The sequence below is a fragment of the Devosia sp. P2_G7 genome, assembly GCF_056403495.1.
In genome coordinates this window covers 319,661-340,289 of the sequence record NZ_JBFUFI010000004.1, presented here as the reverse complement: position 1 = coordinate 340,289, position 20,629 = coordinate 319,661, and the positions used below count along the sequence as shown (strand labels likewise).

Here is a 20,629-nt window from a genome sequence, read left to right as displayed (position 1 = left end):
GGCTTGACCGGCGAACCGGTCCTTGCCGTGATGGTTTCCGCCTGAACTGCAGCGACCCGCAGCCCACCCGGTCTCCCCCGCACCAACCACTCGTCATGATCTCGCTTCGGTGCAGCGGATGGGTGGGAGAATCGCATGGGTGGGGAGTGGGGGGATAGATCGGCGCAAGATTCTCGCAACGCCTTGCCCGGCCTCACGATTGTGGCTCCGCTCACCCCCTCCCATCCTCCCCCGTCAGAGGGGGAGGTGCCGCATCGAGTTTGGGCACCATCGAGCCCATCCCCACCGGCCGGTGGGGATGGTGGTCGGTGCGTGAAGGAGTTGCCGAGCAGCCACCGGTTCGTCACACCGCCCGGCGGTTGCCCTCGTAGACCGCGACGAGGCGGTCGATGGTCATGTTCCAGCCGGCGACCATGCCGCAGTTCATCCACCAGTCCATGCGTTCCTCGGTGAAGTGGTCGGGGAACTGCACGTGGAAGTCCATCACGGTCTGTGCGCCGTATGGGGTTAGTCGGATGGTGACCAGCGGGCTCTCGTCGAGGTTTTGCAGGTCGAGCTCCGGCCAGCCGCCGACGGCGCCCCAGTAGAACACCAGCTTCCGGCCCGGCACGATCTCGCGATAAACGCCGCCGGTGAAGTAGCGCTTCTCGGGGCTCTCCACCATTTCCTGGCGCCACTGGCCGCCGACACGGAGGTCGACCGTCACCGGGTGCTCGGTGGGGTTGCCGGGGTTGAAATACCAGTCGAGATAGGCCGGGTCGGTCCAGGCTTCAAACACGACGCTGGCCGGGGCCGCGAAGGTGCGTTGCAGGGTGAGGCCGCGGTCGAGGGTGTAGGTGGCGGGCATGTCACTGATCTCCCTTGGGGTTCTTTGCGGCATCGGCGCGGGCGCTCATCATGGCCTTGAGCTGTGTGTCGAGCCGGTCGAAGCGGGTGGTAAAGAACTCGCGGTACTGGGCCATCCACTCGTCGGCAGCGACGAGAGGGGCGATCTCCAGCGTACAGGGGCGGGACTGAGCGGAGCGCTGCTTGCTGATCAGCCCGGCCTGCTCGAGCACCTTCAGATGCCGCGAGACGGTAGGGAGGGTGAGCGCGAACGGCTCGGCCAACTCGTTGACGGTCGCCGGGCCCTGGGTCAGCCGCGCCAGCATGGCGCGACGGGTGGGGTCGGCGAGAGCGGCGAAGGTGGCGGTGAGTGGATCTTGTGTTTGCATATGTATGTAATTACGTGCATGCGCAAATAATGTCAACGGCTGGATGCAAGGCACCTGTGACCCTGCGGCGCTTGTCTCGCCGTCACACAGATGCTTTAGGGACGCCCACTCGCACGCGGCCACGGATGGCCCGACATTTCTAGGGCCTCCCACGCGCATGATCCGCCTCGAAAATATCAGCAAGCAGAACGGCAAGCAGATCGTCTTCATCGAGGCGTCGGCGGCGCTGCAGAAGGGCGAGAAGGTTGGGCTGGTGGGCCCTAACGGCGCGGGGAAGACCACCTTGTTCCGGATGATCACCGGCGAAGAGCAGCCGGACGAGGGGCAGGTGGCGGTCGATCGCGGCATCACCATCGGCTATTTCAGCCAGGATGTCGGCGACATGGCCGGCCGCAGCGCCGTGGCCGAGGTGATGGAAGGCGCGGGCCCGGCCGGCGCGCTGATCACCGAGATGAGCGAACTCGAGGCAGCGATGGGCGATCCCGATCGCGCCGACGAGATGGACGAGATCATCACCCGCTATGGCGAGGTGCAAGGGCAGTTCCAGGAGCTCGACGGCTACAGCCTCGATGCACGGGCGCGCGAAGTGCTCAACGGGCTCGGCTTCAGCCAGGAAATGATGGACGGCGATGTCGGGGCGCTCTCCGGTGGCTGGAAGATGCGCGTGGCGCTCGGCAAGATCCTCTTGATGCGGCCCGATGCGCTGCTGCTCGACGAGCCCTCGAACCACCTGGACATCGAGAGCCTGATCTGGCTCGAGGATTTCCTGAAGCGCTATGACGGCGGAGTGCTGATGACCTCGCACGATCGCGCGTTCATGAACCGGGTGGTCAACAAGATCGTCGAGATCGATGGCGGCTCGCTGACCGCATACTCGGGCGACTACGAGTTTTACCAGCAGCAGCGGGCACTTAGCGACAAGCAGATGCAGGCGCAGTTCGAGCGCCAGCAGGCGATGCTAGCCAAGGAGATCGCCTTCATCGAGCGCTTCAAGGCGCGCGCCAGCCATGCGGCGCAGGTCCAGAGCCGTGTGAAGAAGCTGGACAAGATTGACAAGGTTGAGCCTCCCAAGCGTCGCCAGACCGTGAACTTCGAGTTCCGTCCGCCGGCGCGTTCGGGCGAGGATGTGGTGATGCTGAAGAGCGTCGACAAAGCCTATGGCAGCCGGACGATCTACGAAGGGCTGGATTTCCATGTCCGGCGCAAGGAGCGCTGGTGCATCATGGGCATCAACGGCGCCGGCAAATCGACGCTCTTGAAGCTGGTGGCCGGCAGCACCGAGCCGGACAATGGCTCGATCAATGTCGGCCCGAGCGTAAAACTGGGCTACTTCGCGCAGCACGCCATGGACCTGCTCGATGGCGACCGGACGGTATTCCAGTCGCTCGAAGACAGCTTTCCGCAGGCGGGGCAGGCGGCGTTGCGGGCGCTGGCCGGGTGCTTCGGTTTCTCGGGTGACGAGATCGAGAAGAAGTGCCGGGTGCTGTCGGGCGGCGAGAAGGCACGGCTGGTGATGGCGAAGCTCCTGTTCGACTCGCCGAACTTCCTGGTGCTCGACGAGCCGACCAACCACCTGGACATCGCAACCAAGGAAATGCTGATCGAGGCGCTGTCGCAGTACGAGGGGACGATGCTGTTCGTCTCACACGACCGCCACTTCCTCGCGGCGCTCAGCAACCGGGTGCTGGAGCTGACGCCTGAGGGCGTGCACTCCTATGGCGGCGGCTACACCGAATACGTGGCGCGCACCGGGCAGGAGGCTCCGGGGCTCAGGGGGTAGGGCCAACCTCCGGCCTGCCCTCTCCCCTTGAGGGAGAAGGCCAAGGAGCCGTCGACCCGGCATACGGCTCAGGTCGCGATGCCGTGCACCGATGGCAGCGGGTGGGGCAGGTCGGTTTCGCCCAGCCGTCCCCGCAGTTCGATCTCCAGCTCGCGGCAGATCTGTGAGATCGGCACGTCGTTGGCGTTGCCTTCGAACGGGTTGGAGGTGCTTTCGCCGACCAGGTCGAGCGCGAAGTACATCCAGCCGATGAGGACGCTGAACGGCACGCTCAGCCAGACCATCGCGCCGCCGGCACCGGCCACCGCGGCGAAGGCCGGCACCACGCCGAACGGGAGGAGGGTGCCGAAGATGACGACGAAGATGGTGCTGACCACGGCGTATTGGCGTGGGTAGGGCGTGTTCTTGATGCGGTCGCAGCGCGCCTGCTGGTCGTGGCAATCGCGCAGCAGCTTCATGAGCTCGGAATAGACCTGGGTGGGGATCGCATTCTGTTTGAGCAGGGCGTTGATCTCCTCCCCCTGGAGATGGAGCAAGGTCAGCGCGGGGTGCGGCTGGGCGGCTATGCCGCCCGCGTCGGCTCCGAGCAGGGCATGAAGCTCCTGCGGCAGCGAGCTGAGGTCTTCCTGGAGCTGATAGTAGCGGCGGCGGAAGGCGCGGTTCACTCCCTTGCCCGCGGTCTCCCAGGGCATCGGTCGGCGCAGCGAGAAGCGCAGCGCGGTGAGCCAGGCGAGATGGCGGCGGATCACGCGGCGGGCGGTGTCCTTGTCGAGGAAATCGCAGCTGAGGCTTGCCAGCAGCCGGCTGATCGCGGCGATCTGGGCGAAGGCCTGCAGCGCCTCTGAGCTCCGCTGCAGCACCTGGCCGTTCTTGAAGCCGGCGACGAGCGCGACGCTGGTTCCGAGCACCGCCACGATCGGCCAGGGGATGGAAAACCCGGCCAGCGGCGGCAGGCTGTACGCCGCCACCGCCACGAGGCTGACGACCAGCATGTAGAGCGCCCCGCGCCGCGACCAGACGGCAAAATCCAGCAACCGATATGAGCGTCCGACGTGCATTGAGGCGACTCCGAGATTCGACCTCGCCAGTATGGCACGCGCGGGGGAGAGTCACCGCCATTCGCGGCGACGGCGGTGTCGGGCAGAGGATCGAGGCTGGGTAGCCGGCCAAGGTCGCTAAATTGCGATCTTTCGCCAGAATGAGATGTTGATCGTCTTGATCTAGCGTTGCTTTCCGATGGCAGGGGGCCTGCCGCGGGGCGACTTTCAGATGTTTGGCTATTTCGACACGATGCTTCGGTATTTCGAGTTCGCGGGTCGTTCGTCGCGTACCCAATATTGGGTGTTCACTTTGACGTCGTGGGTCCTGTTCGGCGTCGCGCTGTACGTGGATGTCTCGGTGCTAGGGTATTTTGGGCCGAGCGGGCGCGGTTTCGGGCCGCTGACGCTGTTCTGCATCTTCGTCCACATCATCCCAAACATCACGGCAACGGTGCGGCGGTTGCACGACAGCGGAAGATCGGGCTGGTGGTACTGGATCTCGTTGGTGCCGTTCGTGGGCGGCTTTTGGCTGCTGGTGCTGTTGTTCCTCGGGCCGGATACTTACGGCGCGAACGACTATGGCGACGATCCGCGCGAGGACGGGCCGGCCGTGGCGCCCCGAGGCAGGGCGCCAAAGCTCAGCCGGTCGCAGCTGTTCGTTGCCGAGATGGAGGCGCGCCGGCGGGCGCGGGGCTGACGGTCAGCCGATCACCTTCCACTGCTCGTCGCGCGGGCCGGTGGGGCGGAAATCGTAGCGGTCGACGCCAAGGCCGTGCAGCGTTGCCAGCTCGATCAGCGAGAAATCGGCCGGGTCGGGACGGTTGAAGTTCATCGGCTCCTTCAGCACCACCGGCGGGTTGGTCATGAAGCGCACGTTGGGCGAGTGGTTGTTCGACGAAGCGTGCAGCATGTAGGGGTGAAGGATGATGAAGTCGCCGACCTCGCCGGTGACCTCGACGAACTCCTCGCACTTGTCGATCAGGTGGCCGAAATCGAAGGAGGGATCGACGCCCTCCGGGTGGTCGGCGAGGTAGCGCGCCACGTGCTTGATCGAGTCCGGCGCGATGAAGGTGCCGCCGCCCTTGTGCCCGACATTGGACCAGTAGACCACGGTGAGCAGACCCTGCTCGCGGCTATCGAGGAAGTGGCGGAAGAAGCTGCCGTCCTTGTGCCAGCCGCCGGCCTCGGGCGACGGCTTCATCCACGGCTTGTCGGCGCCGCGGCGGAAATTGACGATGAAGGCGTCCGACCATTCGGTTGAATCGATGGTGGTGAAGTGCTGCGACTCGATCTCCATGACCCTGTGATCGATGCGCTCCTCGCCGCCGGTCACGTCGCAGAGCGCGCCCCAGGCCTTGGGCGAGATATCCTTGATGGCCGCGATGTTGTTGCGGTCCATCCAGACGATGTCCTTGGTCCAGGTCGAGCGGTCGACGGGGTCGTAACCGAGCCTGGTGTAGGCCTCGGCGGTCCACTTCCGCGCCAGATCATGGTCGAGGCAGCCTTTGACGAGGACGTAGCCCTTTTCGACAAAGTGCTGCGCCTGCTCGGGAGAGAGCACCTGGAATTGCTGGGAAGTCATCGGGTGTTCCTACAGGTGGGATGGCTCTGACAGATCGGTCCGCGGCGGCGGAGTGCTAGTATACAAGCACGGATTCTGTGGGGGTGGAACTCGACAAAGGGATGCCCGCGCGCGGCCGAGCACGGCGGGCAGACGGCTGTCAGGACGGGCTAGGCGGCCTTGGCCGTGCGCGGCTGGAACGTGGCGCGGGCGATCGAGATGCTGAGGCCCGAGGAGCTGTTCTCGGTTTCCATCTGGGCGTCGAGTTGTTTCACCAGCGCGCGCACGATGGCAGTGCCCAGACCGCTGGCGGGCTTGGCGTCGTCGGCCGACTTGCCGACGCCATTGTCGGAGACGGTGAGCTTCCAGTCGGTGCCGCTGATTTCGTAGCTCACCTGGATCGCTGCATCGTCCCTCGGCTCGGGGAACGCGTACTTTACCGCGTTGATCAGCAACTCGGTGACGATGAGACCGATGCTGACGGCGCGGGCGGAGTCGATCATGCCGCGGTCGGCAGTGGTGACGATGGCGATGGGACGGCCCTCGCCGATCATCGAGTTGCCAAGACTTTCGCAGAGCGTCGTCAGGTAGCCGCGGACTTCGATCTCGTCGATGCCCTCGGACGCATGCAGATGCTGCTGCACGGCCGCCACTGACATCACCCGGCGATGCGCATCCTGCAGGTGGTGGCGGGTCTCGTCCGAGGTGACGGCCCGGGCCTTGAGCAGCAGGATGCTGGCAATGATCTGCAGGCTGTTGGCGACGCGGTGCTGCATTTCCTGCAGCAGCATCTGCTTCTGGCGCAACAGCTCCTCGGTCTGGCTGAGCAGGTCCGCCTTCTCGCGCTCGATGATACGGCGCTCGGTGACATCGAGGAAGGCGAGGAGGATCGTCGAGGTGTCGCTGTTGTCGTAGACGACCTTGCGGGCATTGAGCAGCATGGTGCGCTGGCCGACGAGCGGGAAGTCGTGCTCGACCTCGAAGCCATCCATGGCCACCTTTTCGGGGATGATGGTTTCGAGCAGGACGCGCAGCGCGGGAATGTCCCACTGGCCGTCGCCGAGGTCATAGAGCAGCCGCCCCTGCGTCTGCTCGGGGCTGACCTTGAACGTGTCGTAGAACGACCGACTGGCCGCCAGTACGCAGAACGCGTCGTCGAGCACGATGAAGGGCTCGATGATGGTGTTGACGATGGCCTGGGCGAGCGTCTGGGCGTCGGCGATCTTGATGATCGGGGACATCATTGGGGCGACGGTCCGATCTGGATCAGCACTCCGGCGGCGAAGCTGCCGGCTGATATGTGGGGTAGTGTAGGCGGTGTGCGGGTGGATGTCGCGATTTATGTCGGGGACGTCCTGCGGGGAGGCTCCGGCGGCCTACCCGCACCTTGGACCTGGTGCGCCCTAGTGCTTAGGGGGCTCGGCGAGGGTAAGCCGGTTGCCATCCGGATCGTCGATCTGCGCGATGATGCCGAAGCCGCCCTTCTGGTCGGGCTTTAGCGCCAGACCGCTCCTGTCGAGGCGCGAGCGCTCGCCATCCATGCTGTCCACGACGATGGTCGCAAGACTGTTTCCGGCTCGCTCGGCATCGCGCCAGACCTGAAAGCCCGCGGGTCCATCGCGCCATTGCACCAGCCCGTCCATCGGCCGGTCCTCAGGCGGACGCCCGAAGAATTTAGTGTACCAGGCAACGCTGCGTTCGACGTCGGCAACACAGACTTCAGCAAAGATTCCGGTGACGGACATGAGGGTTGCTCCTTGGCTTTTCCGATGGTTCAGAGAGACAACGGGCAGGGAGCTATGATCGTTGCCCCGCCGGTACCGACTTTGCGCGCTTCCCGCCTTAGGGCGACGGCCTGCGGTGCAAGGCGGTTGGAGGCTCCAACTGAAAGTCCGCTCTTTGGCGCAGAGAGCAACCTTGTTCGCCTTGGCACATTGTTCGTTCTGCCGGTTGGCTGCCGTTGGCCAGACAAGGCCGCTTGCGCGCACGCGCCGGTACCAGTCGGTAGGAGGCGGCTAGCATGCCAGCAGTTGTTAGGAAATCCGAGGAACAGCTGGGCGCCGAAGCCGAGGTCAAAGACTTCAAAGACGAACTCGGTCCGTTTGTCGTCGCTGCGGAGCGGACCCGCATGGCGATGGTGTTCACCGATGCCAAGGCTCAAAACAATCCCATCATCTTTGCCAATGACAGTTTCCTTGAACTGACGGGCTACCCGCGTAATGAAGTCCTCGGCCAAAGCTTCAACTTCATGATGGCTGAGGCTGCAGATGCAGACGCGCTAGCGCTGATCCAGCAGGAGTTCGAGGGAGGAACACTTGAAGGGTCTGAGGTTCACTATCGCCGCAAGGACGGTGGGGATTTCTGGGCCACCGTTTTCATCAGCCCGGTTCACGACCCGGCCGGTGAGATTGTCCAATATTTCGCCTCCTTCGCCGATGTGACCAAACACAAGCAAGCGTCGATGCAGTCGAAGATGCTCATCGACGAACTCAATCATCGGGTGAAAAACACACTGGCGACAGTTCAGTCGATTGTGTTCCAGGCCCTGCGGACGGCATCGGCAGAGCCCCAGTCGATCCACGAAGCGATCGAGTCGCGACTTCTGGCATTGTCGCGGTCTCACGACTTGCTGACGCGCGAGAACTGGAAGAGTGCGGGCTTGCGAGACATCATCGACGACGCGCTTGAACCCTTCACGGCATCCGGCTCCGGGCGCGTCGTGCTTCATGGTGGCAATGTTCGCTTCGCCCCGAAGGCGGCCTTGGCGCTGGGTATCGCCTTCAACGAACTGGCGACCAACGCCGCCAAGTACGGAGCACTCTCCGTCGATGCGGGTACCGTGGACATCAACTGGACGCTCAAGACGACATCCAGCGACAGGCGGCTGATGCTTGTTTGGCGCGAAAAGGGTGGTCCAGCGGTTGTAACACCAACCCGCAAGGGGTTCGGAACGCGAGTGATCGAGCGCGGTCTCGCCCATGAACTCGAGGGGGAGGCCAGTCTAGATTACCGAAAGGACGGGCTTGTAGTCACCTTGGAGATTCCAGCGCCGAAAGGTATTCAAAATGAGTAACTTGTTGTCCGGACGGAGCATCCTTGTGGTTGAAGACGAGATGCTCGTCGTCATGATGATCGAGGACATGTTGGCCGATCTCGGGTGCGAGGCGATCACCACGGCCGCGACGGTCAATCAGGCCCTCCGCCATATCGAGGGAAAGGCATTTGACGTGGCGATGCTCGACATGAACCTTGGCGGCACGGGCAGCGAGTTGGTAGCCGATGCCCTCGTGGTGCATCGCATCCCCTTCATCTACTCGACCGAAAATTCTGGCAACGCCATGCGGCCGGGCTACGGCGATCGTCCGGTTCTTCGCAAGCCGTTTATGGCGGAAAGGCTGGAGGAGCTACTGACCGTCGCTCTCATGGCCGCGTCTCCCGCGCACTGAATACCTCATTTCGGCACAGGAAGGGCTGCCCCTGGCGCAAAGCGGCCCCTTGACACCTCACCCGACACACGCCTATCAATCCCCACCTAAATCTGGAGCACGATCCGTGCAGAAGCTTATCGTAGTAGTGGGGCGCATCGAGCACGTGGGGTAAATCCCTGCGAGGGTCGGTGCGCTCGTTCGAAGGTCCCTAACGGGGCCTTTTTTGTTGCCGAATTTCCGCCGGTGACGGCGCGTTGCGAATAGAAGACCGGCTGAGCCCGGGTGGAGTGAGAGAAAATGGCCGAGCAGATGACAGGCGCCGAGATGGTGATCCAGGCCCTGGTGGATAACGGGGTGGAGCACATCTTCGGCTATCCCGGCGGGGCGGCGTTGCCGATCTATGATGCGATGTTCCAGCAGGACAAGGTGCAGCACATTCTCGTTCGCCACGAGCAGGGCGCGACGCACATGGCCGAGGGCTATGCGCGCTCGACCGGCAAGGTCGGCGTCGTGTTGGTGACCTCGGGACCGGGGGCGACCAATGCGGTCACCGGGCTGACCGACGCGCTGATGGACTCGATCCCGCTGGTCTGCATCACGGCGCAGGTGCCGACGACGCTGATCGGCTCGGACGCGTTCCAGGAATGCGACACGGTCGGCATCACCCGCTCGTGCACCAAGCACAACTACCTGGTGAAATCGGTCGCCGACCTGCCGCGCGTCATGCACGAGGCATTCCACATCGCCAATTCGGGCCGTCCGGGTCCGGTGCTGGTCGATATCCCCAAGGACGTGCAGTTTGCGCTCGGCACCTATCTGGGCATAGACGAGATCGGCCCCAGCCGCCACAAGAGCTATCACCCGGCCGGCGCCGGCGACAGCAAGGCCATCGAGCAGGCCGTCGACATGATGCTGAAGGCCGAGCGGCCGATCTTCTATACCGGCGGCGGCATCATCAACTCGGGGCCGGAAGCGTCGGAGAAGCTGCGCGAGCTGGCGGAACTGACCGGCTTCCCGGTGACTTCGACACTGATGGGGCTGGGCGCTTTCCCGGGCTCGAACCCGCAGTGGATGGGGATGCTCGGCATGCACGGCACCTACGAAGCCAACATGGCGATGCATGACTGCGACCTGATGATCAACATTGGGGCGCGGTTCGACGACCGCATCACCGGGCGCATCGATGCGTTCTCGCCGGGCTCGACCCGCATCCATGTCGATATCGATCCGTCCTCGATCGGCAAGAACGTCCGCACCGACCTCGCCATTGTCGGCGACAGTGGGCTGGTGATGGAAGAGATGGTCCGCATCTGGCGCACCAAGACCAACCAGCCGCGCACCGAGGCGATCGCGCCGTGGTGGGAGCAGATCGAGGGCTGGCGCGCCAAGCACTCGCTGGGCTTCAAGAACTCGACCACGACGATCAAGCCGCAGCACGCGATCAAGCGGCTGTACGAGGCGACCAAGGGGCGGGATGTCTACATCACCACCGAGGTCGGCCAGCACCAGATGTGGGCGGCGCAACATTTCCCGTTCGAGATGCCGAACCGCTGGATGACCTCGGGCGGGCTGGGCACGATGGGCTACGGCCTGCCGGCGGCAGTCGGCGTGCAGGTGGCGCATCCGGATGCACTGGTCATCGACATCGCCGGCGAGGCGAGCGTGCAGATGACCATGCAGGAAATGTCGACGGCGGTGCAGTACGGCCTGCCGATCAAGGTGTTCATCCTCAACAACGAGCGGATGGGCATGGTCCGGCAGTGGCAGGACCTGCTGCACGGCGGGCGCTATGCGCACAGCTATTCGGAGAGCCTGCCGGACTTCGTCAAGCTGGCAGAAGCCTATGGCGGCAAGGGGATCCGCTGCTCGGATCCGGCGCTGCTCGATGCGGCCATCCAGGAGATGCTGGATTACGATGGCCCGGTGCTGTTCGACTGCATGGTCGAAAAGCACGAGAACTGCCTGCCGATGATCCCGTCGGGCAAGCCGCATAACGAGATGATCCTGCCCGATTTCGAGGACGATATCGGCGCGGTGATCGACGAAAAAGGCCGGCAGCTGGTTTGAGGGAGACAGAGAAATGAACGCACATTTGCAGCCGAGCGGTTCGGCTTACTTCCTCGCCGCGGAAACGCAGAAGCCGGAGCGGCATACGCTGTCGGTGTTGGTCGACAACGAGCCGGGCATTCTCGCGCGGGTGGTCGGACTGTTCTCGGCTCGCGGCTACAATATCGACAGTCTCACTGTCTCAGAGACCGAGCACGAGAAGGGGCTGAGCCGTATCACCGTGGTTACGGTGGCGACGCCCAAGGTGCTGACGCAGATCAAGCTGCAGCTCGAGCGGCTGATCCCGGTGCACCGGGTGCATGACCTGACCAGCGAGGGGAAATCCTTGGAGCGCGAGCTGGCGCTGATCAAGGTCGGCGGCTCGGGCGAACCGCGGGCCGAGGCGCTGCGGCTGGCCGATGCGTTCCGCGCGCAGATCGTCGATGCGACCACCGAGAGCTTCGTGTTTGAGGTGACGGGAAAGCCGTCGAAGATCGACAGCTTTATCGCCCTGATGATGCCGCTGGGGCTGATCGAAGTGGTGCGCACCGGGCTCGCGGCGATTTCGCGCGGGCCGGAAGGCATGTAAGACACGGAGGCCGGGAGCGATCCCGGCCTTTTCGTTCGAGGGGATCTACTCGTGTCTTTTGCGTCGCACCCGTTCCGCGGGCCGTTGTTCATGGTCATCGCGACCTGCTCGTATGTGATCAACGACACGATGATGAAGCTCGCGACCGAGGGGTTGCCGCCTTACGAGGTGCTGATGCTGCGCGGTTGCGCGGGGCTCTTGTGGGGGCTGCCGCTGATGCTGCTGCTCGGCTATGGCAAGCAGTTGCCGCTGGTGTTCGAGCGGCGGGTGCTGGCGCGTAACCTCGCCGAGATGGCGGCGATCCTCTGCTACGTGGTGGCGCTGGCCAACATGCCGATCGCCGACGCTTCGGCGCTGGGGCAGATAACCCCGCTGCTGGTGCTGCTGGGCGCCTCGATCCTGTTCCGGGAGCGGATCGGCGGCGTGCGGATGGCGCTGATCGGGGTCGGCTTCATCGGTGCGATCATGGTGGCGCAGCCGACGATGCAGGGGATCTCGATCTACGCCGTGCTGGCGCTGGCCAATGCCGTGCTCTGTGCGGTGCGTGATATCGCCGGGCGGCGGGTGGCTGCCGAGGTGCCGGGGATGATCGTTGCGATGTCGGCGATCATCGTGGTGTTGATCGGGGCGGGGGCGATGCATCTCGTCACGGAGCAATGGGTGACGCCGCAGACGCATCACCTGCTGCTGCTCGCCGGCGCCGGACTGTTCCTGATCTTCGGGCACTTCTTCATCTTCATGGCCTACCGCGTCGGGCCGACCGGCGTGGTGGCGCCGTTCTATTACTTCTTCACGTTCTGGGCGGTGCTCTCGGGGCTGGTGGTGTTCGGGCAGTTCCCGAACCTTCTCGCCATCAGCGGCATCGTGCTGGTGGTGGCGAGCGGGCTTGCTATCGTGCTTCTCGATGAGCGGAAGCGGCGGTTGGCGCCGGTGGCGTAGGACCATCTTCGGCGGTGATCGGGCTTATCAAAACGTTCGATTGGCTGGCCGGCGTCCGATGCGGTAAGCCTCGCGCCTGAACCTGCCGAGGCCCGCGATGACCCATCTCAGCGTCAATCTCAATGCCGTCGCCATGCTGCGCAACCGGCGATCGGTGCCGTGGCCGAGTGTCACCGGCATAGCGCGGATCGCGCTCGATGCCGGCGCGGACGGGATCACGGTGCATCCGCGGCCCGATGAGCGGCATATCCGGCGCACCGACGTGTTCGAGCTGGTGACGCTGCTGCGGCAGGACTATGCGGGCCGCGAGTTCAACATCGAGGGCTATCCGACCGAGGATTTCCTGACGCTGGTGGAACGAGCGGCGCCGGAGCAGGTGACGTTCGTGCCGGACGATCCGCTGCAGGCGACGTCGGACCACGGCTGGCACATCGAGGCCAACCGGGCCGTGCTGGTGCCGGCGATCGAGCGGATGCGGAAGGCCGGTATTCGGGTATCGCTGTTCATCAATGCCGATCCGGCGGCGCCGGCGGCGGCGGCCAATGTCGGCGCGGACCGGGTGGAGCTCTATACCGGACCTTATGGCGGATCGCTGAAGCCTGAGGTGCAGGCGGTGCATCTGGCGGCGCTGAAGGAGACAGCCGACGCTGCACGGGCCGCCGGCCACAACACGCGGCCGGGGCAGGGTGGACTGATGGTCAATGCCGGGCACGACCTCAACCTCGTGAACCTGCCGCCACTGAAGCAGGCGATCCCCGATCTGGCGGAAGTGTCGATCGGCCATGCCATCACGGCTGACGCGCTGATCTACGGCATGGCTGAGACGGTTCGGCGCTACAAGGCGGCCTGCGCCTGACCGTTCAGGAGCGCCTGAGCTAAGTGCTTATGCTGGCGCGCGTGACCGCCATTGGTGCGCTTTCGCACATACGTTAACGGGCAACACGCGGTTGGCGGTCAAATCCGACTTAACTACCGCCGACGCCGCTCATTTCGCTTCAACCGTGGATGGACCAAGTTGGGGTCTTCCACGGATCGGGCGGGTTGCCATATGGCTTTGAGAGCAGTTGCGTACGAGCAGGCGATGAGCGACCCGATCAACGAAGCACTGGTGCTCTATACCGGGTTCGGCAGCTCGCCATTCCCGCGGGCCAAGACGCCGCATCTGGTGCAGCGCTTCGGCGAGGTCGAGGGCACGGAGCTGAAGCAGCGCATCCTTGGGCTGCTCGAGGAGCTGCAGCAGCCGGTCGATGGGCTGGAGAAGCGCTCGAAGAAGAGCCTGACCGAGCGGGCGATCGAGCAATTGCAGCCCAGGCACCCTGAGCTCGATGATTCCGGGCTGAAGGCGCTGGCCTGGACCTACTCCTTCGGGCTGCGCTGACACGCCTCCGTTACCAGTCGTTCGATAATCGCGAACGGTGCATTTCGCATTCGGCGAGAATGACGCATCAGCTGGGCCGTTGCGCGATGGCGCGCTCGGTGATGCCCGGAATAGCTTCACTCACAGTCCTGTAACCGCACGCACATGGTTGTGCCCGGGTTTGGATTCTGTGCCCCCGCTTCAAATTGGTGCCTGCTTGCACCGGGCCATGTGGGTCACTTATTTGCCGCTAGTCACATTTTGTTACTAGGAGTGCAGCAGCAAATGACCAAACCCAAGATCGCCGTCATCATCAGCTCGATCCGTCCGACCCGCTTCGGCGACAAGCCGGCGCAGTGGATCGCCGATCACACCGCCGCTCGCGGCGACGTCGATGTCGAAATCGTCGACCTGAAGGATTACCCGCTTCCGCTGTTCGACGCGGCCGCGTCCGACTTCTGGATGCCGACCCCGAACGAGGTTGCCGCCAAGTGGCAGGCCAAGCTCAACGAGTTCGACGGCTACATCATCGTCACCGCCGAGTATAACCGCTCGATCACGGGTGCGCTGAAGAACGCCATCGACTGGGCCTACAAGCCGTTCATCAAGAAGGCCGTGGCCTTTGTCGGCTACGGTTCGGTGGGCGGCGCCCGCGCCATCGAGCACCTGCGCAACATCATGGTCGAACTGCAGGCCGTGCCGGTTCGTCACGCCGTCCACATCGGTGGTTCGGACTTCATCCCGATCATGATGGGCCAGAAGAGCTGGGACGACACCAAGGGCAACTTCGACTTCTTCGTGCCCGAGATGCTCGACAACCTGGTGTGGTGGACCAATGCCACCCGCAACGCACGCCAGGCCGACGCGGCCGCCGCGGCGACCAAGGCCGCCTAAACCCCGGCTTTCCGTTTCCGGGGTTCTCCTCCTTTCGCACCCCGGTCGGGGACGGTGCTTCCCATGGCACCGTCCCCTTTTGTATTGTCACGTGGCCGATTGGGCGGCGGGTTGAGTGTGTAAGCCGTTGGGTGTAGACAACCGCCCTCGACAGGCGGAGCCCTCCATGGCACCCGAGAATACCGCTGCCCAGCCGGACAGCTCGACCACTCCCCTAAATGAAGAACTGAACCAGGGCCTCCCCGTGCTGATCATGGGGGCTATCGGTGTCGTCTACGGCGACATCGGAACGAGCCCGCTCTACGCGTTCCGAGAGGCGCTGCATGTCTCGACGGGGCATGGCGCGCGGATCGACCCGACGATCGTTCTGGGTCTGCTGTCGCTGATCGTCTGGACGCTGATCATTCTCGTCACGGGCAAGTACATCACCATCGTGCTCCGCGCCGACAACAAGGGCGAGGGCGGCACCCTGTCCCTCATGGCGCTTGCACAGGCGAGCTTCACCAATCGACCCGCCTGGGTGCTGGCGCTCGGCGTGCTCGGCGCCGCGCTGTTCTACGGCGACGCCATGATCACCCCGGCGATCTCCGTGCTATCGGCCATCGAGGGCATCCAGGTCGTGGCGCCCGCCTTCGACCGGTGGATCATCCCGATGACCATCGTCGTGATCATCGGCCTGTTCGCGGTGCAACGCTTCGGCACCAGCGGCGTCGCCGCGGTGTTCGGCCCTATCACGGTGGTCTGGTTCCTGGCGCTGGGCTATTTCGGGCTGACGCGCATCATCGAGGATCCTGCCGTCCTCTCCGCGCTGAACCCACTCTACGGGGTCAACTTCATCGCGACGCACACGGCGATCGCGGCGGCCACATTCGGCGCTGTGTTTCTCGCCGTCACCGGGGCCGAGGCGCTCTACGCCGATCTCGGTCATTTCGGCCGGAAGCCGATCATCATCGCCTGGATCGCGCTAGTGTTTCCCTGCCTCCTGCTCAACTATTTCGGGCAGGGCGCCTATGTGCTGGGCCACGGCGAGGCGGTCGCGAACCCCTTCTACCAGATGCTGCCGGACTGGTCGCAGGTGCCGATGGTAATCCTGGCGACAATGGCCACGGTCATTGCCAGCCAGGCTGTGATCACCGGCGCCTTCTCGCTCACCCGGCAGGCCGTGTCGCTGAACATCCTGCCGCGCATGACAGTGCTCCACACGTCCGCGACCCAGCACGGGCAGATCTACATGCCGCTGGTCAACGGCCTGCTGATGGTGGCCGTGGTGCTACTGGTGCTCGGCTTCGGCAGTTCGAGCCACCTGGGCGCCGCATACGGCATCGCTGTCACCGGCGAGATGATCGTGACGCTGGGATTGCTGGTGGTTGTCATGAGCCGCATCTGGCATTGGCAACCCTGGATGATCGCTGCGGTCGTCCTGCCCATCGGGATCATCGAGGTGATCTTCTTCTCCTCCAACGCCGCCAAGTTCTTCCAGGGCGGCTGGGTGCCGGTAATGGTGGCGCTGTCGATTGCGGCGACCATTGTGATCTGGATCTGGGGCCGCCGGCGGCTGACCGAGAAGACGCGGCGCGACGAGGTGCCCCTCGAGTTCCTGGTCGAGAACCTCGCCAAGAAGAAGCCGACCATTGTGCCCGGCACGGCGGTGTTCCTGACCTCCGACATCGAGGGCGCGCCGACGGCGCTGTTGCACAGCCTCAAGCACTACAAGGTGCTGCACGAGCACAATGTGATCCTCACGGTGATCACGTCCGACCGTCCGCGCGTGGCGGACGAGGACAAGATCAGGATCGATGCCTACAACGACCTGTTCTACCGGGTGGTGGTGACGTTCGGTTACATGGAGACGCCGAATATCCCGAAAGCACTGGCGCTGGCCCGCAAGCTCGGCTGGAAGTTCGACATCATGTCGACCTCGTTCTTCCTGTCGCGGCGGTCGCTGAAGCCATCGCCGAAAGGTGGGATGCCGCTGTTCCTCGACCGTATCTTCATCGCGCTGGCCCGTAACGCGACAGACGCAACGGAATACTTCCACATTCCTACCGGCCGCGTGGTTGAAATTGGCACGCAGGTGGTGATCTAGTCCGCTCGGGGAACCGAGGGACGCGAGCCTGCTGAAATCATTGGACATTGCGATCGCTGGGGCGGGACCCGGCGGGTTGGCGACGGCGCTGATGCTCAGCCGTGCCGGCCATCGCGTACGGCTGTTCGAGCGGTTCGAGACGCCGAGGCCGGTGGGCTCGGGGTTGATGCTGCAGCCGACCGGGCTGGCCGTGCTGGAGGCGCTCGGCCTTTATGACGAGATCGCAGTGCTGGGAGCGCGGATCGGACGGCTGGTCGGCACGGATGCTCGCAGCGGCCGCGTGGTGCTCGACGTGGGCTATCGGCCGCTGGGGCCGGAGGTGCATGCGATCGGCGTCCATCGAGCGACGCTGTTCAACGTACTGCACGATGCGGTGGTGGCCGACGGGTTGTCGATCCGCACCGGGTTCGTGGTGGAGCGGCTGGAGCGGTCGGGCGGCGGCCAATGGCTGCTGGGGCCTAATGGGCGCGAGGGCCCGTTCGACCTGGTGGTCGACGCGCTCGGCTCGGCTTCGCCGCTGAAGGTCGAGGCGCAGGTGCCGAGCCGGGCGCGACCGCTGAGCTTCGGCGCGATCTGGGGCACGGTCCCCTGGGTGGACGCGGGCTTTCGGCGCGACGCGCTGATGCAGCGCTATCGCCAGGCCAGCGTGATGATCGGGGTGTTGCCGGTCGGTCGCCAGAGGCGCGATGCGCCCGAGCAGGCGGCGCTGTTCTGGAGCCTGAAGCCGGAGGCTTACGCGGCGGTGCGCTCAGCCGGGATTGATGGGTGGCGCGAACAGGTGATGGGCCATTGGCCCGAGACCGCGCCGCATCTCGAGGCGATCGCCGATTTCGACCAGATGACCTTGGCGCGCTATGCGCACCATACCCTGCGGGTGCCGGCCGGTGACGGGATCGCCTTTATCGGCGACAGCGCGCACGCGACCAGCCCGCAGCTCGGGCAGGGTGCCAACATGGCGCTGCTGGATGCGGCGGCGCTGAGCAGTGCGTTGGCGAGCTCCGGATCGATCGGGGATGCACTCGACAGCTATGCGCGGCTGCGGCGCTGGCATGTGCGGCTCTACCAGATGCTGTCGTTGACACTGACGCCGTTCTACCAGTCCGACGGCGTTGTCCTGCCCTTGGCGCGTGACGTGCTGGTATCGGCGATGGCCAAGCTGCCGCCGGTTCAGTGGGTTCTGGCGGGCATGGTGTCCGGGCAATTGCTGAGTCCGCTGAAGGCGATCGGCCTCACAGCGAAAGCGTTACGCGAGGTGCCGGCGTGAGCCGGCCGCACGTCCTGATCGTCGGCGGCGCCGGCGTGTTCGGCTCGCGGCTGGCCCGGCTGCTGGCGCGGCGAAAGGGATTCCGGGTGAGCCTCGGCGGGCGCACGGAGAGCCGGGCGCTGGCGTTGCAGCGGGAGCTGCGGCTGATCGACGAGCAGGGCGAGTTCGGCTTCGTGATGATCGACCGCGACCGGATCGGGGCCGAGCGCCTCAAGGAAATCGACTGCGACGTGGTGGTGGATTGCTCGGGGCCGTTCCAGCTCAGCGGCACGCAACTGATCGAGGCCGCCATCGGGGCGCGATGCCACTATGTCGATATCGCCGACTCGCGTGCGTTCGTTACCGGCGTCAGCAAGTTCGACAGCGCGGCGCGGGCGGTGGCGATTTCGGTGATCTCGGGGGCGAGCTCGACGCCGGGCCTGACGCATGCCGTGCTCGACAGCGTGACGAGCGCCTGGCTTACCGTCGACAGCATCGATATCGCCATCGTGCCCGGGAACCGGACGCCGAAGGGCCGCTCGGTGATCGAGGGGATCCTCAGCTGGGTCGGGCAGCGGGTGCGGGTGTTCCGCGAGGCCGGGTGGGAGCAGGGGCGCGGGTGGAGCGGCGGCCGATGGGTGACCATCGAGGGGCTGCCGCGAAGGCGTGCGATGCTGGCGGACGTCCCGGATCTCGATCTGGTGCCGGCGCGATTTGCGCCGCGGGTGCGGGCCGGGTTTGACGCCGGGATGGAACTGCCGGTGCTGAACTGGCTGATCGGGGTAGTGGCGGTGCCGGTGCGCTGGGGACTGGTGAAGTCGGCGCGCGTCTTCGCGGGGCTCGGCACGCAGATTGCCATGTGGCTCGACCGGTTCGGGACCACCGATGGCGGCATGCTGGTCGAGGCGGCCGGGCAGGATGCGCGGGGCGATACCCGGGTGGTCCGGTGGTGGCTGAGGGCGGCGAACGGTGATGGTCCCTATGTGCCGGTGGCGCCGGCCGCAGCGGTGGTCGAAATGCTGACGCTTGGCGGCCGGTTGCGCGGCGGGGCCCGCTCGGCCGCGGGGATCGTCACGCTCGAGCAGATCAGGCCGTGGTTCGATGGGCTCGCCATCGAGACCAAGCAGATGGCGTTTCGCGGCGAGAAGCCCCTGTACCGGCGGGTGATGGGCGATGGGTTCGACCGGCTGCCGGAGGTGACCCGGCGGGTGCATCGCGGCCGGCCGGCTGTGATTGCCGAGGGCGAGGCCGTGGTGGCGCCGCCGGAGAATTTCGTCACCCGGTTCCTGGCGCGGCGCTTCGGGCTGCCGCTCGACGAGGGGCGGATACCCGTGCGGGTGGTGATCGAAAGCCGCGACGGGCGCGAGCATTGGACCCGGTTCTTTGCCGACAGGCCGATGCGGTCGGTGATGAGTCTGGCGTCGGAGGGCCTGATCGAGGAGCGGTTCGGGCCGGTGGCCATCCGGATGCGGCTGGTGCCGCGCGGTGACGGGCTGGATATGCAGCGGGTCTCGGGCCGACTCTGGGGCGTCCCGATTCCCGGCTTCCTGCTGCCGGTGATCAGGGCCGAGGAGCGGGTGGACGAGGGTGGCCGCCATCGCTTCGAGGTCGAGATCGCGCTGCCGCTGCTTGGCCGGCTGATCGCCTATCGCGGCTATCTGGTGGTCTGACGCCTAGATCGCGAGGGCCGCGTCGCGCTTGCCGTAGGCGCGCAGGAACGTCTTCACGCCGTTGCGGGCGGCCTTTTCCAGCTGTGCGTCGCTGACGGTTTCGCCCGGTTCGTTGGGAAGATCGGCGCCGATCAGCGCCATGAACTGGCGGGCAGCGAGATCGGGATCGTCGAGCTCGATGTCGCCGGCGCGCGCCAGGCGGGCGAAGCGAGCGGAGATGGCCGGCCAGTTCTTGCCGGGGCCGTAGTCCTTCCAGGTCTCAAAGAGCTCCGGGTAGCGCCGCCCCTCGTTCTCGATCAGCTTGCGGAGCGCGCGGGAATTGGCGTCGCAGAGGCAGTTTCGGGTGAGCCGTATAGCGAAGGCGACGAGTTCGCGGCCGATGTCCTGCGGCTGATCGGGGAAGGTGGCGAGGGTCGCGACCATGCGGGTGCTGCCCTGCTCGGTGATGTCGCGCACCACCTCGGCGAACAGTTTCTCCTTGTCGCCGATCTGATTGTAGATCGTCTGCCGCGAGACGCTCGCCTCCTCGGCGATGGCGTCGATGCTGGCGCCGGTGAAGCCATCGCGCACGAACACCGCGGTGGCGGCAGCGATGATGGCGCATCGCTTGTTGTAGTTGCCCCGCTGCATGGCTGGGCTGCGAACAAGGTCGTGGCTGATCTCCATGCAGAGGAGGATAATGGGACTTGACGAATTGGACAAGAGTGTCCAAAAGTCATTTTGACACATGTGTCCATTTTTATGGACGACATCGTCACATTAGCGGCAGCAGAGCCGGGTAG

Annotated in this window: 20 protein-coding genes; 13 read left to right on the top strand and 7 right to left on the bottom strand. The window is 65.0% G+C overall.

The features are described from left to right. Positions 1-343 precede the first annotated feature (343 nt). Together AC1DWU_RS09575 and AC1DWU_RS09570 are read right to left on the bottom strand one after the other, a co-directional pair. Positions 344-847, bottom strand: coding sequence for an SRPBCC family protein (locus AC1DWU_RS09575; protein ID WP_477149740.1), 504 nt, complete (start codon positions 845-847; stop codon positions 344-346). A gap of 1 nt (position 848) precedes the next feature. Beyond that, positions 849-1,214: an ArsR/SmtB family transcription factor gene (locus AC1DWU_RS09570; protein WP_477149739.1), complete on the bottom strand. Its 366-nt coding sequence runs from the start codon at positions 1,212-1,214 to the stop codon at positions 849-851. Between the two features lie 157 nt (positions 1,215-1,371). On the opposite strand from AC1DWU_RS09570, the gene AC1DWU_RS09565 reads away from it, so the two are divergent. Beyond that, positions 1,372-2,994 (top strand): ABC-F family ATP-binding cassette domain-containing protein, encoded by a 1,623-nt coding sequence (locus tag AC1DWU_RS09565; protein ID WP_477149738.1) that lies wholly within the window; start codon positions 1,372-1,374, stop codon positions 2,992-2,994. 68 nt (positions 2,995-3,062) lie between these two features. Here the strand turns inward: AC1DWU_RS09565 and AC1DWU_RS09560 are convergent, their stop codons facing one another. Continuing rightward, positions 3,063-4,052, bottom strand: a complete 990-nt coding sequence (locus AC1DWU_RS09560; RefSeq protein ID WP_477149737.1) for a bestrophin family protein — start codon at positions 4,050-4,052, stop codon at positions 3,063-3,065. A gap of 178 nt (positions 4,053-4,230) precedes the next feature. Between AC1DWU_RS09560 and AC1DWU_RS09555 the strand changes: the two genes are divergently transcribed. Beyond that, on the top strand, positions 4,231-4,731 hold the full coding sequence (locus AC1DWU_RS09555) for a DUF805 domain-containing protein (RefSeq protein ID WP_477149736.1): 501 nt from the start codon (positions 4,231-4,233) through the stop codon (positions 4,729-4,731). A gap of 3 nt (positions 4,732-4,734) precedes the next feature. Here AC1DWU_RS09555 and AC1DWU_RS09550 read toward each other — a convergent pair whose 3' ends face one another. The 3 genes from AC1DWU_RS09550 to AC1DWU_RS09540 form a co-directional block, all read right to left on the bottom strand. Beyond that, positions 4,735-5,616, bottom strand: a complete 882-nt coding sequence (locus AC1DWU_RS09550) for a phytanoyl-CoA dioxygenase family protein (RefSeq protein WP_477149735.1) — start codon at positions 5,614-5,616, stop codon at positions 4,735-4,737. A 149-nt stretch (positions 5,617-5,765) separates the two neighbouring features. After that, a complete protein-coding gene (locus tag AC1DWU_RS09545) occupies positions 5,766-6,839 on the bottom strand; it encodes a sensor histidine kinase (protein WP_477149734.1) in 1,074 nt (357 codons plus the stop codon). A gap of 159 nt (positions 6,840-6,998) precedes the next feature. Further along, the gene (locus tag AC1DWU_RS09540) at positions 6,999-7,340 is read right to left on the bottom strand and encodes a VOC family protein (RefSeq protein ID WP_477149733.1); all 342 of its coding nucleotides are present in this window, start codon (positions 7,338-7,340) and stop codon (positions 6,999-7,001) included. A 275-nt stretch (positions 7,341-7,615) separates the two neighbouring features. Here AC1DWU_RS09540 and AC1DWU_RS09535 point away from each other — a divergent pair, with 275 nt between their 5' ends. From AC1DWU_RS09535 to AC1DWU_RS09485, 11 genes are all read left to right on the top strand, one after another. Further along, the gene (locus AC1DWU_RS09535; RefSeq protein ID WP_477149732.1) at positions 7,616-8,668 is read left to right on the top strand and encodes an HWE histidine kinase domain-containing protein; all 1,053 of its coding nucleotides are present in this window, start codon (positions 7,616-7,618) and stop codon (positions 8,666-8,668) included. Continuing rightward, entirely contained in the window at positions 8,661-9,041 is a 381-nt protein-coding gene (locus AC1DWU_RS09530; RefSeq protein WP_477149731.1) for a response regulator, read from the top strand. The genes AC1DWU_RS09535 and AC1DWU_RS09530 overlap by 8 nt, the downstream gene beginning before the upstream one ends. 279 nt (positions 9,042-9,320) lie before the next feature. Next, positions 9,321-11,090 carry an acetolactate synthase 3 large subunit gene (locus AC1DWU_RS09525; protein WP_477149730.1) on the top strand — a complete coding sequence of 590 codons (1,770 nt, stop codon included), beginning with the start codon at positions 9,321-9,323 and terminating at the stop codon, positions 11,088-11,090. A 13-nt stretch (positions 11,091-11,103) separates the two neighbouring features. Then, entirely contained in the window at positions 11,104-11,658 is a 555-nt protein-coding gene (gene ilvN, locus AC1DWU_RS09520) for an acetolactate synthase small subunit (protein WP_055045130.1), read from the top strand. A 51-nt stretch (positions 11,659-11,709) separates the two neighbouring features. Continuing rightward, positions 11,710-12,597 carry a DMT family transporter gene (locus tag AC1DWU_RS09515; protein WP_477149729.1) on the top strand — a complete coding sequence of 296 codons (888 nt, stop codon included), beginning with the start codon at positions 11,710-11,712 and terminating at the stop codon, positions 12,595-12,597. A gap of 97 nt (positions 12,598-12,694) precedes the next feature. After that, entirely contained in the window at positions 12,695-13,453 is a 759-nt protein-coding gene (locus AC1DWU_RS09510) for a pyridoxine 5'-phosphate synthase (RefSeq protein ID WP_477149728.1), read from the top strand. A gap of 225 nt (positions 13,454-13,678) precedes the next feature. After that, a complete protein-coding gene (locus AC1DWU_RS09505; RefSeq protein WP_477149727.1) occupies positions 13,679-13,975 on the top strand; it encodes a hypothetical protein in 297 nt (98 codons plus the stop codon). Between the two features lie 264 nt (positions 13,976-14,239). Then, positions 14,240-14,848: an NADPH-dependent FMN reductase gene (locus tag AC1DWU_RS09500; protein WP_477149726.1), complete on the top strand. Its 609-nt coding sequence runs from the start codon at positions 14,240-14,242 to the stop codon at positions 14,846-14,848. A gap of 166 nt (positions 14,849-15,014) precedes the next feature. Beyond that, entirely contained in the window at positions 15,015-16,934 is a 1,920-nt protein-coding gene (locus tag AC1DWU_RS09495; RefSeq protein ID WP_477149725.1) for a potassium transporter Kup, read from the top strand. 40 nt (positions 16,935-16,974) lie between these two features. After that, positions 16,975-18,198 carry an FAD-dependent oxidoreductase gene (locus AC1DWU_RS09490; RefSeq protein WP_477149724.1) on the top strand — a complete coding sequence of 408 codons (1,224 nt, stop codon included), beginning with the start codon at positions 16,975-16,977 and terminating at the stop codon, positions 18,196-18,198. Next, the gene (locus AC1DWU_RS09485; protein ID WP_477149723.1) at positions 18,195-19,847 is read left to right on the top strand and encodes an SDR family oxidoreductase; all 1,653 of its coding nucleotides are present in this window, start codon (positions 18,195-18,197) and stop codon (positions 19,845-19,847) included. The genes AC1DWU_RS09490 and AC1DWU_RS09485 overlap by 4 nt, the downstream gene beginning before the upstream one ends. Before the next feature lie 3 nt (positions 19,848-19,850). Here AC1DWU_RS09485 and AC1DWU_RS09480 read toward each other — a convergent pair whose 3' ends face one another. Beyond that, entirely contained in the window at positions 19,851-20,477 is a 627-nt protein-coding gene (locus tag AC1DWU_RS09480) for a TetR/AcrR family transcriptional regulator (protein WP_477149722.1), read from the bottom strand. Positions 20,478-20,629 lie beyond the last annotated feature (152 nt).

Excerpts from the sequence above, each read along its gene's own strand:
- AC1DWU_RS09575 (WP_477149740.1), bottom strand. The coding sequence starts at position 847 with ATGCCCGCCACCTACACCCTCGACCGCGGCCTCACCCTGCAACGCACC.
- AC1DWU_RS09570 (WP_477149739.1), bottom strand. The coding sequence starts at position 1,214 with ATGCAAACACAAGATCCACTCACCGCCACCTTCGCCGCTCTCGCCGAC.
- AC1DWU_RS09565 (WP_477149738.1), top strand. The coding sequence starts at position 1,372 with ATGATCCGCCTCGAAAATATCAGCAAGCAGAACGGCAAGCAGATCGTC.
- AC1DWU_RS09560 (WP_477149737.1), bottom strand. The coding sequence starts at position 4,052 with ATGCACGTCGGACGCTCATATCGGTTGCTGGATTTTGCCGTCTGGTCG.
- AC1DWU_RS09555 (WP_477149736.1), top strand. The coding sequence starts at position 4,231 with ATGGCAGGGGGCCTGCCGCGGGGCGACTTTCAGATGTTTGGCTATTTC.
- AC1DWU_RS09550 (WP_477149735.1), bottom strand. The coding sequence starts at position 5,616 with ATGACTTCCCAGCAATTCCAGGTGCTCTCTCCCGAGCAGGCGCAGCAC.
- AC1DWU_RS09545 (WP_477149734.1), bottom strand. The coding sequence starts at position 6,839 with ATGATGTCCCCGATCATCAAGATCGCCGACGCCCAGACGCTCGCCCAG.
- AC1DWU_RS09540 (WP_477149733.1), bottom strand. The coding sequence starts at position 7,340 with ATGTCCGTCACCGGAATCTTTGCTGAAGTCTGTGTTGCCGACGTCGAA.
- AC1DWU_RS09535 (WP_477149732.1), top strand. The coding sequence starts at position 7,616 with ATGCCAGCAGTTGTTAGGAAATCCGAGGAACAGCTGGGCGCCGAAGCC.
- AC1DWU_RS09530 (WP_477149731.1), top strand. The coding sequence starts at position 8,661 with ATGAGTAACTTGTTGTCCGGACGGAGCATCCTTGTGGTTGAAGACGAG.
- AC1DWU_RS09525 (WP_477149730.1), top strand. The coding sequence starts at position 9,321 with ATGGCCGAGCAGATGACAGGCGCCGAGATGGTGATCCAGGCCCTGGTG.
- ilvN (WP_055045130.1), top strand. The coding sequence starts at position 11,104 with ATGAACGCACATTTGCAGCCGAGCGGTTCGGCTTACTTCCTCGCCGCG.
- AC1DWU_RS09510 (WP_477149728.1), top strand. The coding sequence starts at position 12,695 with ATGACCCATCTCAGCGTCAATCTCAATGCCGTCGCCATGCTGCGCAAC.
- AC1DWU_RS09505 (WP_477149727.1), top strand. The coding sequence starts at position 13,679 with ATGAGCGACCCGATCAACGAAGCACTGGTGCTCTATACCGGGTTCGGC.
- AC1DWU_RS09500 (WP_477149726.1), top strand. The coding sequence starts at position 14,240 with ATGACCAAACCCAAGATCGCCGTCATCATCAGCTCGATCCGTCCGACC.
- AC1DWU_RS09495 (WP_477149725.1), top strand. The coding sequence starts at position 15,015 with ATGGCACCCGAGAATACCGCTGCCCAGCCGGACAGCTCGACCACTCCC.
- AC1DWU_RS09480 (WP_477149722.1), bottom strand. The coding sequence starts at position 20,477 with ATGCAGCGGGGCAACTACAACAAGCGATGCGCCATCATCGCTGCCGCC.